The sequence below is a fragment of the Novosphingobium organovorum genome (assembly GCF_022832435.1).
Classification (GTDB): domain Bacteria; phylum Pseudomonadota; class Alphaproteobacteria; order Sphingomonadales; family Sphingomonadaceae; genus Novosphingobium; species Novosphingobium organovorum.
Map to the genome: position 1 here is coordinate 114,140 of NZ_JALHLF010000002.1, position 11,966 is coordinate 126,105.

8 protein-coding genes are annotated in these 11,966 nt (G+C 66.7%); 3 read left to right on the top strand and 5 right to left on the bottom strand.

Going from position 1 to position 11,966, the window contains the following annotated elements; genetic code table 11:
• Positions 1–39: 39 nt before the first annotated feature.
• The 4 genes from glgA to MTR62_RS01470 are packed head-to-tail and all read right to left on the bottom strand — an operon-like array spanning position 40 to position 7,380.
• Positions 40–1,512 (bottom strand): glycogen synthase GlgA, encoded by a 1,473-nt coding sequence (gene glgA, locus MTR62_RS01455; protein WP_244016492.1) that lies wholly within the window; start codon positions 1,510–1,512, stop codon positions 40–42.
• On the bottom strand, positions 1,509–2,771 hold the full coding sequence (gene glgC, locus MTR62_RS01460) for a glucose-1-phosphate adenylyltransferase (RefSeq protein ID WP_244016493.1): 1,263 nt from the start codon (positions 2,769–2,771) through the stop codon (positions 1,509–1,511). The genes glgA and glgC overlap by 4 nt, the downstream gene beginning before the upstream one ends.
• Before the next feature lie 35 nt (positions 2,772–2,806).
• Positions 2,807–4,981, bottom strand: a complete 2,175-nt coding sequence (gene glgB / locus MTR62_RS01465; RefSeq protein WP_244016494.1) for a 1,4-alpha-glucan branching protein GlgB — start codon at positions 4,979–4,981, stop codon at positions 2,807–2,809.
• The gene (locus tag MTR62_RS01470) at positions 4,978–7,380 is read right to left on the bottom strand and encodes a glycogen/starch/alpha-glucan phosphorylase (RefSeq protein WP_244016495.1); all 2,403 of its coding nucleotides are present in this window, start codon (positions 7,378–7,380) and stop codon (positions 4,978–4,980) included. Before MTR62_RS01470 ends, glgB begins: the two co-directional genes overlap by 4 nt.
• 254 nt (positions 7,381–7,634) lie before the next feature.
• Between MTR62_RS01470 and MTR62_RS01475 the strand changes: the two genes are divergently transcribed.
• Both MTR62_RS01475 and MTR62_RS01480 read left to right on the top strand, forming a co-directional pair.
• On the top strand, positions 7,635–8,912 hold the full coding sequence (locus MTR62_RS01475) for a cation:proton antiporter (RefSeq protein ID WP_244016496.1): 1,278 nt from the start codon (positions 7,635–7,637) through the stop codon (positions 8,910–8,912).
• Positions 8,909–10,747 (top strand): TIGR00341 family protein, encoded by a 1,839-nt coding sequence (locus MTR62_RS01480; RefSeq protein WP_244016497.1) that lies wholly within the window; start codon positions 8,909–8,911, stop codon positions 10,745–10,747. Before MTR62_RS01475 ends, MTR62_RS01480 begins: the two co-directional genes overlap by 4 nt.
• A 21-nt stretch (positions 10,748–10,768) precedes the next feature.
• Here MTR62_RS01480 and MTR62_RS01485 read toward each other — a convergent pair whose 3' ends face one another.
• The gene (locus MTR62_RS01485) at positions 10,769–11,434 is read right to left on the bottom strand and encodes a GntR family transcriptional regulator (protein WP_244016498.1); all 666 of its coding nucleotides are present in this window, start codon (positions 11,432–11,434) and stop codon (positions 10,769–10,771) included.
• 220 nt (positions 11,435–11,654) lie between these two features.
• Here MTR62_RS01485 and MTR62_RS01490 point away from each other — a divergent pair.
• Positions 11,655–11,966 (top strand): DUF3391 domain-containing protein (locus MTR62_RS01490; protein WP_244016499.1); only part of this gene is annotated, 312 nt, incomplete at its 3' end.

Here is an 11,966-nt window from a genome sequence, read left to right on the forward strand (position 1 = left end):
AACGGGTCCGACCCGCTTCCACCCAGGCGCCCAGCCGCCTCACGCGAGCAGCGACCGATAGAGCCGGGCGTAGGCCGCCCCGCTCGCCCCCCACGAGAAGTCCGCCTTCATCGCGTTCTTCTGGACCTTTTTCCATTCCTCGGGCGCGCGGTAGAGCGCGACGGTGCGGCTGATCGCCGCGCGCAGATTATCGAGGTCCACACCGTCGAACTGCACGCCCGTCGCCACGCCTGTGGCAAGCGCGGCCGGATTGGCGTCGATCACCGTATCGGCCAGCCCGCCCGTGCGCGCGACGACCGGCAGGCAACCATAGGCAAGCCCGTAAAGCTGGGTCAGCCCGCACGGTTCGAAGCGCGAGGGGATGAGGATCGCATCGCCGCCCGCCTGCATCCGGTGCGAGAGCGGCTCGTCATAGCCGATGCGCACCGCAACGCGGCCCGGATGGCGCAGCGCAGCGGTCTGGAGCCCCTGCTCGATTGCGGCATCGCCCGAACCGAGCACCGCAAGGCGCCCGCCTTCGGCAACGAGATCGTCGACAGCCTCGGCCAGCACGTCCATGCCCTTCTGCCAGGTCAGCCGGGTGATCGCCACGAACAGCGGACCATCGTCCTCGGCAAGGCCGAATTCGGCCTCGAGCGCGCGCTTGTTCACCGCCCGCTTGCCCAGCGTGCGCAGCGTGTAGGGCTGGGCCAGACTGGGATCGGCAGCCGGGTTCCACACCGCCGCGTCGATCCCGTTGAGAATGCCGTGGACCGCGCTGCCACGCGCGGCGATCAGACCTTCAAGACCCATGCCGAACGCCTCGGTGCGGATTTCGCGCGCGTAAGTCGGGCTGACGGTGGTGATCGCATCGGCGCAGTAGAGCCCGGCCTTGAGCATCCCGAACCCGCCATAGTACTCCACCCCGTACATGTCCCAGGCCCAGGGCGGCAGGCCCAGTGCGCCGAAGATTTCCGCGCCGAACTGACCCTGAAAGGCGATATTGTGGACCGTCACGACGCTGGGCACCGCCTGTCCTTCGAACGGAGCGTAGCGCAGGTACGCGGCCGCCATCGCCGCCTGCCAGTCGTGCGCGTGGAGCAGGTCGAAGCCTTGCGCCTTGCCCCGCACCCTGACCGCACCACCCGCAATGTCCGCCGCCGCGCGGCCGAGCGCGGAAAAGCGCCGCCAGTTGTCGGCCCAGTCCTTGCCCGCAGTGTCGGCGTAGGGCAGCCCGTCGCGCACGAACAGCGCGGGGCAGTCCAGCACGTAAAGCGGGTGGTCCCCCAGCTTCGCGGCGAGCAGGCGCGCGCTTTCGCCCAGCAGATTGTCCCACTCGTGAACAGCGCGCGGCTTCTCCAACTGCACGAGCAGCGAAGGGTAGCCCGGCAGCAGCGTCGTCACCGCCACCCCGTGCGCGGCCAAGGCCCCCGGAAGCGCGCCGACCACGTCGGCCAGCCCGCCGGTCTTGACCAGCGGCACAGCCTCGGAGGCAACCGACAGAACCGTGAGCGCGGGCACACCTGCGCTCACGCCTCGAGCCTCTCGATCATCGCCTTGGTGATGAGGCACACGCCCTTGTCGGTGCGCCGGAAGCGCCGCGCGTCAAGCTCGGGGTCCTCACCCACGACGAGGCCCTCGGGGATACGCACCCCCGAATCGATCACCACCCGGCTCAGCCGCGCGTTGCGCCCAATGTTGCAGTAAGGCAGGATCACGCCTTCGTTGACGCTCGACCAGCTGCCCATCTTGACCCCGGTGAACAGCAGCGAGCGGCGGGCCAGCGCGCCCGAAACGATGCAGTCCTGGCTGATCAGTGAGGAAATCGCCTGCCCGCGCCGCCCTTCCTGATCGTGCACGAACTTGGCCGGCGCGGCGACGATGGTATCGGTCCAGATCGGCCATTCGCGATCGTACATGTCGAGCTTGGGCACGGTGTCGGTGAGGTCCAGATTGGCCTCGAAGTAGGCATCGACTGTGCCCACGTCGCGCCAGTATTCCTCGATCTCCTCGGCCGCACGGATGCACGAAGAGGTGAAGCGGTGCGCCTTCGCCTTGCCGTGCTTGACGATGTAGGGGATGATATCCCCGCCAAAATCGCGCCCCGAATTGGGATCGGCGGCATCGCGCTTGAGCTGTTCGAACAGGAACCCGGTGTCGAACACGTAGATGCCCATGGAGGCCAGCGCGTTTTCGGGATCGCCCGGAATACCCGGCGGATCGGCGGGCTTTTCAAGGAACGAGGTGATGAAGTCATCATCATCGACGTGCATCACGCCAAAGCCCGTCGCCTCCAGACGCGGTACGGTAAGACAGCCCACGGTCACGTCCGCGCCCGAGTTGACGTGCTCCTGCAGCATCAGCTCGTAGTCCATCTTGTAGATGTGGTCGCCCGCCAGGATCACCATGTAGCGCGGGGCGTGCGCGGCGATGATGTCGATGTTCTGATAGACCGCATCGGCGGTCCCTTCGTACCACAGGTATTCCGAAATGCGCTGCGAGGCGGGCAGGATGTCGAAGCTTTCGTTGCGTTCGGGCCGCATGAAGTTCCAGGCGCGGTTCATGTGGCGGATCAGGCTATGCGCCTTGTACTGCGTCGCCACGCTGATGCGCCGGATGCCCGAGTTGATCGCGTTCGAGAGGGCAAAGTCGATGATCCGGCTCATCCCGCCGAAGTAGACCGCAGGCTTGGCGCGGTTGTCGGTCAGTTCCTTCAGCCGGCTGCCCCGCCCTCCGGCCAGGACATAGGCCATCGCATCACGCGCGAGGGGCTGCCCACTCGACATTCTCATCGTTCCCGTTCCTCTCTCGGACCCTCAACCGGGTCTTATTGTGCGTATTCGAGCATGATCGTGGCCAGCGGCGGCAGCGTCACGCTCATGCTGCCGTCAACCGCCCGGACCTGCCCCAGGTTGCCCTTGCCCGACCCGCCGTAATAGACAGAATCGCTGTTGAGCACCTCGTTCCACTTGCCATCCGCGGGCACCGGAACGCGATAACCGCTGCGCAACGTGGGGGTCATGTTGGCGATCACCGCGACCGGCGGGCAGCCCGGCGCCTTGCGCAGCCAGGCAAAGACCGAATTTTCCGCATCGTCCACGATCAGCCACTCGAACCCTTCGCCCTCGCAATCGCGCGCGTGGAGCGCGGGCCTGGCACGGTAGAGCCGGTTGAGATCGCGCACCAGATTGCGCACGCCTTCGTGCGCGGGCGCACCGCGCAAGTGCCAGTCGAGCGCGCGCTCCTCGCTCCATTCCTCGCGCTGGGCGAATTCCTGCCCCATGAACAGCAGCTTCTTGCCCGGATAGCCCCACATCATGGCGTAATAAGCGCGCAAGTTCGCGAACTGCTGCCAGTCGTCCCCGCTCATCTTGGCGAGCAGCGAGCCCTTGCCGTGGACCACCTCGTCGTGGCTGAGGGGGAGGACGAAATTCTCCGAAAAGGCGTACATCAACCCGAAGGTGATGTCGTCATGATGGAATTTGCGGTGCACCGGATCGCGGCCCATGTAGGCCAGCGTGTCGTGCATGAAGCCCATGTTCCACTTGAAACCGAAGCCGAGCGCGGTGGGCCGCTCGCCCGGCGGGGCATCGTCGGCCGGGGCCGAGACGCCGGGCCAGGCGGTCGATTCCTCAGCGATGGTGATGATCCCCGGATTGGCCGCGTAGAGCGCGCGGTTGGTCGCGCGCAGGAAATCCACCGCCTCCCAGTTCTCGCGCCCGCCCGCCGCGTTGGCGATCCACTCGCCCTCCTTGCGCGAATAGTCGCGGTAGAGCATCGAGGCCACCGCATCGACGCGCAGGCCGTCGACATGATAGCGTTCGGCCCAGAACAGGGCGTTGTTGACGAGGTAGCTCGCCACTTCCTTGCGCCCGAAATTGTAGATCAGCGTGTTCCAGTCGGGGTGGAACCCCTGCCGCCGGTCCTCATGCTCGTAGAGCGCGGTGCCATCGAAGCGCACCAGCCCATGCTCGTCGGTCGGGAAGTGCGCGGGCACCCAGTCGAGCAGCACGCCGATCCCCGCCTTATGCGCCCCCTCGACGAAGCGCGCGAAGCCCGCCGGTTCGCCGAAGCGCGCCGAAGGGGCATAGAGCCCGGTGGTCTGATAGCCCCACGAAGGATCGTAGGGGTGCTCGGAAATCGGCAGGAACTCGATATGGGTGAAGCCCATGTCGACAACATAGGGGATCAGCTGGTCGGCCATCTCGTCCCAGTTGAGGAACCAGTTCCAGCGATCGCGCTGCCACGACCCGGCGTGGACCTCGTAGATCGAGACCGGCACCCGGCGTGGATCGACACTGGCCCAGTGCTCGCGGTGGGCGGCATCGTTCCAGTCGTGCTTCTGGGTCCTTGCCGTAACCGAGGCGGTGCGCGGACGCACTTCGGTCATGAAGGCGAAGGGATCGGCCTTGAGCGGCTGCACCGCCCCGTCCGCTCCGACGATGTGGAACTTGTAGGCGCGGTAGTCCTTGATGTCGGGCACGAAGATTTCCCAGACGCCGATGTCGCGCCGGTTGCGCATGACGTGGCGCGCCGGGTCCCAGTCGTTGAAATCCCCCACCACGCTCACGATCCGGGCGTTGGGCGCCCAGACCGCGAAGTGAACGCCCTTGGCGCCCTGATGCTCGATCACGTGGGCGCCCATCTTGTCGAACAGGCGGTAGTGCGTGCCCTGGGCGATCAGCAGGTCGTCGACGGGGCCGAGCACCGGGGCAAAGCTGTAGGGATCGGTGACGATCCAGTCGTGCCCCCCGGCGGTGCAGCGGTAGCGCACCGGCTGCGGATCGCCGAGCAGGAAGCCTTCGAACAGGCCGCGATCGTCGATCCGCGCGACTTGCCCGAGGCATGTTCCCGCGATCGAGAAGGCCTCGGCCGTTTCGGCGCCGGGCAGGATCGCGCGCGCGAAGGCACCGCCCGGCCCGCCATGCACGCCAAGCAGCGAGAAGGGATCGCCATGGGTGCCGTTCAACAGGGAATCGAGAGCGCTTTCGTCAGGGTTCACAAGACTTTCCAGATATCCTTGGCGTATTCGGCGATGGTCCGGTCGGACGAGAACCAGCCGACATTGGCGATGTTGCGAATGGCCGTCGTGCGCCAGCCGGAAACGTCGTTCCAACGGGCATCGACGCTGCGCTGAGCCTGTGCGTAGCTTTCGAAATCGGCCGCGCACATGAACCAGTCATGGTCGTAGATGCCGCCCACGAGCCCGGCGTAGCGCCCCGGATCGTCGGGCGAGAACACGCCCGAGGCGATCATCGAGAGCGCCTGGCTCAGCTCGCGCGAGCCTTCGATGATTGCCCGCGGGTTGTAACCGTTGGCGCGCTTTTCAGCCACTTCCTCGGCGGTGAGGCCGAAGATCACGATGTTCTCGTCGCCCACGTGCTCCTTGATCTCGACATTGGCCCCGTCGAGCGTCCCGATGGTCAGCGCGCCGTTCAGCGCGAACTTCATGTTGCCCGTGCCCGAAGCTTCCATCCCCGCGGTCGAGATCTGCTCGGAAAGGTCGGCCGCCGGAATGATCTTCTCGGCCAGGCTGACGTTGTAGTTGGGCACGAAGACGACCTTGAGCAGCCCGCCGACCGAAGGGTCGGAATTGACCCGCTTGGCGATGTCGTTGGCCAGTTTGATCACCAGCTTGGCGTTGTGGTAGCTCGACGCTGCCTTGCCGCCGAAGATCTTGACGCGCGGCACCCAGTCGCGTTCGGGATGGCTGCGGATCTGGTCGTACAGGGCAACCGTCTCGATCAGGTTGAGCAGCTGGCGCTTGTATTCGTGGATGCGCTTGATCTGCACGTCGAACAGCGCATCGGGATTGAGCCGGATGCCCATCGTCGCCTTGAGATGATCGGCGAGCGCCACCTTGTTCGCGCGCTTGACCGCCGCGATGCTCTCCCCCAGCGTGGCATCCCCGGCGAGCGCATTGAGCGCGGACAGTCTGGCCGCATCGATGATGAAGCCATCGCCGATCGCCTCGCGGATGACCTTGGTCAGCCCCGGATTGCACTGGCTCAGCCAGCGCCGCGGGGTCACCCCGTTGGTCTTGTTGTTGATGCGCGTGGGGTAGAGCTGGTGCAGGTCGGCAAAGACCGTCTCCTTCATCAGCTCGGTGTGCAGCGCGGCGACGCCGTTGACCGAATGCGCGCCGACAAAGGCGAGGTTGGCCATGCGCACGCGACGCTCGCCCGATTCGTCGATCAGCGAGATCGCCGCGATGCGCGCATCATTGCAGCCCGCCTTGCGCGCCTCGCGCAGGATGCGGCTGTTGATCGCGTAGATGATCTGCATGTGGCGCGGCAAAAGCCGCTCGAACAACGGCAGCGGCCAGGTTTCCAGCGCTTCGGGCAGGAGCGTGTGGTTGGTGTAGGAGATCGTCTTCCTGCACACCTCCCAGGCCTCGTCGAATTCGAGTTGGTGGACATCGACCATCAGGCGCATCAGTTCGGCGACCGCGACCGAGGGGTGCGTGTCGTTGAGCTGGATCGAGGCGTGCTCGGGCAGCGTGCGCACGTCGCCCTGGTACTGCATGTGGCGGCGCATGATGTCCTGCACCGAAGCGGCGGTGAAGAAGTATTCCTGGCGCAGCCGCAGCTCCTGCCCGGCCGGGCTCGAGTCCGCCGGATAGAGCACGCGCACCAGCGCATCGGCGCGCACCTGTTCGCTGAGCGCACCGACGTGATCGCCCGCGTTGAACGCATCGAGCTTGATCGGGTCCAGCGCCGAAGCGGTCCACAGCCGCAGCGTGTTCACGCGCTTGGCGTGGTAGCCGACCACCGGGGTATCGACCGCGGTCGCCTCGACCTGTTCGGCCGGGTGCCACTCGGCAATGTCGCCCTCGACCGTGACCTCGCCGCCGAAGCCGATGCGGTAGGTGCTCTCGAGCCGCTCGAACTCCCAGGGGTTGCCATGCGCCAGCCAGGTCTCGGGCAGCTCGACCTGCCAGCCATCGTCGATGCGCTGGCGGAACATGCCGTTCACGTAGCGGATGCCGTAGCCGTAGGCCGGGATGTCGAGCGTCGCCAGGCTCTCCATGAAGCAGGCGGCCAGACGCCCGAGCCCCCCGTTGCCAAGCGCGGCGTCAGGCTCGTATTCCTCGATCTCGGCAAGGTCGAGCCCGTGCGCGGCAAGCGCCTGCTCCATCTCGCGGGTCATGCCCATGTTGGACAGCGCATCGCGCAGCAGGCGCCCGATCAGGAACTCCATCGAGAGGTAGTACACCCGCTTGCCGCCGGTATCGTAGGTGCGCCGGGTCGAGGTGATCCAGTTGTCGATGATGTGGTCGCGCAGCGCGAAGATCGAGGCGTTGTACCAGTCGTGGTTCTTGGCCGCCCGTTCGTCCTTGCCGACACGGTGACGCAGGACCCGAATGATGTGACTGTCGAACTCGGAGGGACTGCTTGCCACGGAAAGTCTCCTAGAAAGGACGCCGTGAACAGGCCTCGTCGAAGCCTCACCCAACGGCACCGCATCAGCTGCGAACGAAGGAATCTCCGTCCGTTTTATTCCGAAACCTTATGATCCTATCGCTACCACACGACTGCAATGCAGCAAGGACAATTGTGCGCCGCGGCAATGAATTGTTTGCCATCGACCGGTTCACCGCGATGCGGGTCCGACAACGCTAGGCAAGCGCGCGAGCGGCCGCTAACAAAGACCCCATGCATGAACTTTCCCCGTTTGATGCCGCCTCGATCCTGATCGTCCTCGCCGCGGCGCTGGGCTATCTTAACTATCGCATCCTGCGCCTCCCTTCGACCGTCGGACTGACCGTGATGGGCACGCTCGCCTCGCTGCTGCTGGTCGCCTACGACCACTTCGTGCCGGGCGGCACGCTCGCCGCGAGCCTTGGCGGGTTCCTCGCCGACCTCGACTTCTCGCGCACGCTGATGGACGGGATGCTCTCGTTCCTGCTGTTTGCCGGCGCGATGCACGTCAGCTGGTCGCACATGCGCGAAGGGGCGCTGCCGATCCTGGTGTTCAGCACCGTGGGCGTGCTGCTTTCCACCGCGATCGTGGGGGGCGGCTTCTTCGCGCTGTCGCAGGCGGTGGGCATTCCGGTGCCGCTGACCTGGTGCCTCGTCTTCGGCGCGCTCATCAGCCCGACCGACCCGGTCTCGGTCATGGCCGTGATGAAGCGCGCGGCCATGCCCGAAACGCTCCAGGCCACGGTCGCGGGCGAGAGCCTGTTCAACGACGGTATCGGCGTCGTCGTCTTCACCATCCTCATCGCGCTCGCCACGGGCTCCGAACCGTTCACCTGGAGCTTTGCACTCGCCCATTTCGTGCGCGAGGCGCTGGGCGGGGGCGTGCTGGGCCTCGGGATCGGGTGGATCGGCTACCGCGCGATGAAGTCGATCGACGAATACAACATTGAGGCGATGATCAGCCTCGCGGTCGTCATGGGCGGCTACAGTCTGGCCATGGCGCTGCACGTCAGCGGCCCGGTCGCGATGGCCGTCGCCGGGCTCATCATCGGCAACGCCGGGGTCGCCCACGCGATGAGCGACACCACGCGCGACTACATCATCAAGTTCTGGGCGCTGATCGACGAGATCCTCAACGCCGTGCTGTTCCTGCTGATCGGGCTCGAGGTGATCGCGCTCGACCTCCAGCCGGGCTACATCTTCGTCGGGATGGCCGCGATCGCGGTCGTGCTGATCGCGCGGGTGATCTCGGTCGGCGCGCCGCTCATCGCGATGAAGCGGGCGATCGACATGGGCCCGCTGGCTTTCCCGACGCTGGTCTGGGGCGGCCTTCGCGGCGGTATCTCGATCGCGCTGGCGCTGTCGCTGCCGGCTTCCGCGATCCGCTCCGAACTGCTCGCGGTAACCTATGTCGTGGTAATCTTCGCGGTCGTGGCGCAGGGCAGCACGATCGGCAAGCTCATCCAGTCCATTCAATCGCGCGAAGCCGCCAAGGCGCGAGTACCGTCATGACCGATACCCCCGACACCGCTAGCGGCCCTTCCCCCGCCCTGCCCGAGAGCCCGCTGCCCGGCCAGGCTCCCCGCAAGACGCCCGATGATCGCGCCGCGCCCGAGGCCCAGGCGATCAACGAGATGTGGCGGCAGCGCCCCTGGTGGGCCCGCCGCGCCGAGGCCTTCTTTCACCTCGCGCGCATCAAGCTTGCCCATGCCGTGCTGCTCCCCGAACTGAGCCCCGACCAGGCCTTCGACCTGCGCCAGAGCGTGCGCCAGGAAGGCCAGCTCACGCGCGGCTACATCCTGATGTGCGCGCTCGCGGCGGGCATCGCGATCCTGGGCCTGCTGCAATCCTCGACCGCGGTGGTCATCGGCGCGATGCTCGTCTCCCCGCTGATGAGCCCGATCGCGGCGATGGGATTTGGCTTCGCCTCGCTCGACGGGCACCGCATCCGCGATGCGGTCAAGGTCGTCGCGATCGGCGCAGCGATCGGCATCGCGACCGGCATCGTGCTGACCTGGCTCTCGCCCATCCGCAACGCCACGCCCGAGATCCTGGCGCGCACCGAACCCAACCTGCTCGATCTGGCGGTCGCGCTGTTTTCCGGCATTGCGGGCGGTTATTCGACGGTCATCGGCAAGGGCGGCACCGCGATCGGCGTCGCCATCGCCACGGCGCTGATGCCCCCGCTTACGGTGGTCGGCTATGGTATCGGCGTGTTGCAGCCGATGTTCGCCTTCGGCGCGCTCCTGCTGTTTCTCACCAACCTCGCCGCGATCACCTTTGCCTTTGCGCTCATCGCGCGGCTTTCAGGCGCAGCGCGGCCGTTCGGCAAGGTCGAGTGGACGCCGCGCTACATCGCGATCCTGATCGCGGCTTTCCTTGCGCTGGCAACGCCGCTGACGATGACGCTGATGAAGCTCACCAACGAGGCGCGCATCCGCTCGGCAGCGCAGAACGCGATCGTGAGCGCGTGCGGCGACAAGAACGTGACGATCGCCCAGCTTGACGTCAACTCGAGCCTGTTCGCCGCGCCCTCGGTCAAGGCGCTGGTCATCACCCCGACCTACACCGGCAACGCCGAGAGCCGCGCCGAGAGCCTGATCAAGAAGGCGCTCGGCGAACAGGTCGCGGTCAGCCTGCAGCAGGTGCTCGCCGCCGACGTGCGCTCACAGACCAAGGCCATGGTCGATGCCGCGATGGAACGCACCACGGCAGGCATTGCCGCCGACGTGCCGCCATTCAAGACGATCCGCCAGACGATCGGCCTGCCCACCCGCGCGATGTGGACCGACCGCGCGCAGCGCATGGTCTATGTCGAGCCGGTCCCCGCGCCCGAATGGACGCTCGCCGACTACCGCACGGTCGAGACTTCGGCCAACCAGGACACCACCGGCTGGACCGTGCGCCTGATACCGCCGCCGCAGGCCGACCTGAGGGTCGCGCTGGGCCATGGTGCGGGCGCGGCGCTCGCCGAGGGGACGATACCGGTCGACCTCGGCATCTGGGCGCTGCAACGCTGGGGCATGGGCGACGTGACGATCTCGGGCGCCAGCGCCGCGCAACTGGCGGGCCTTTCCAAGCTGCTGAGCGATGCGGGCATTGCCGCGCAAGTGCGCACGCGCCCCGAACTGGCGCAGGATGAACCGACGGCCGAGGCGACGCCCCTGTCGCAAGACGGGCAGGCTGCATCGCCCGATGCCCCGGCAACCGCGATCATCTCGGTCTATGCCCCCAGCCCTTCGCGCCTTGCCGCGCAAAAGGCCGCACGCGAGGCCGCGCTACGCGCCGCCGCCCAGCAGGATGCCGAAGCCGCCAAAGCAACCGCAGCCACGCCGCCCAAGCGGTAACCCGCGCTTAGCCAAGCCGGTTCAGCGCGTGTCGATAACCGCCGCGCGCACCCGGCGGATGTGGAGCACCAGCGCGGCCTGCGCGGTCTCCACTTCGCCGCGCGCGATCGCCTGGTAAAGCACCTCGTGCTCGAAGCCGTGGCTGCGCAGCGCCACCGCACGCTGCTCCGCCTCCATCGCGCGGTGCGCGACCAGCACGTAGCTGTGCATCACGTCCCACACCCGTTCGAGGATCGAGGCGAGCAAGGGCGAAGCGTGGCGGCGGTAGGTCATCCAGTGAAAGGCGCGCCCCTGCTCCATGATCCCGGCGAGGTCCGGGCTCGCCTCGCGCTCGTCGAGCAGCGCGCGCAGCTCGGCGATGTCCTGCGCCGTGAAGCGCGAGAGGCTGTCGGCCAGCAGCAGCGGCTCGATCCGCTCGCGAATGTCGAACGAGGAACGCACGTCGTTCTCGTTGAGCACCACCACCCGCGCGCCCGCGTTGGCGCGCATCGTCACCAGTCCGCGCGCTTCCAGGATACGCAGCGCATCGCGCACCGGAATACGGCTGATGCTGAGCTCTTCGGCCAGTTCGTCCTGCTTGATGCGCGCGCCCGCGGGCAGCTCAGCGTTGAGGATACGCCGGGCCAGAAGGGAGGCCACCCTTTCGCTGACGGCCTCACAAGGCCCCTTGCCGGTGCTCGAACTCATGCCCCACGCCCTTTTCGCGCTCTATCTTTGTAAACGACCCGAACCCAGATGTATGCCGCAACCTTGCAATTTCGCAAGGGGAGGCGCGCAGCCAAGGTAAACGTCGCCGGCCAGCCTCCTTCCGGCACGCCCGCCCTAGGTACTGCGCCGGGGTCTGCAGCTCACCCGGTATAAGCCTCGAGTGGCTTAGATCGAGCGATCAGCAAGGCAGCGCACGACTATGGCTCTCAAACGCATCAGCCCCTCGCAGGTCGAAACGGGCATGTATATCCACGCCTTTCACGGCAACTGGTTCTCCCACCCGTTCTGGCGCGCGCATTTCGTGGTCGAGGACGAGAGCCGCTGCGCCACCTTGCGTGAAAGCGATCTCGACGCGCTGGTGATCGATACCGACAAGGGCAAGGACGTGTCCGGCGAAAAGCCCCCCGCCCCGCCCTCGCCGACCGGGCAAGTGCCGATCCGCACGCGCCATTTCGGCATGCCCGCAGGCGGCCTGCCATCCGCCCCGGCGGCTGCCCCGGCGCCGGTCGCG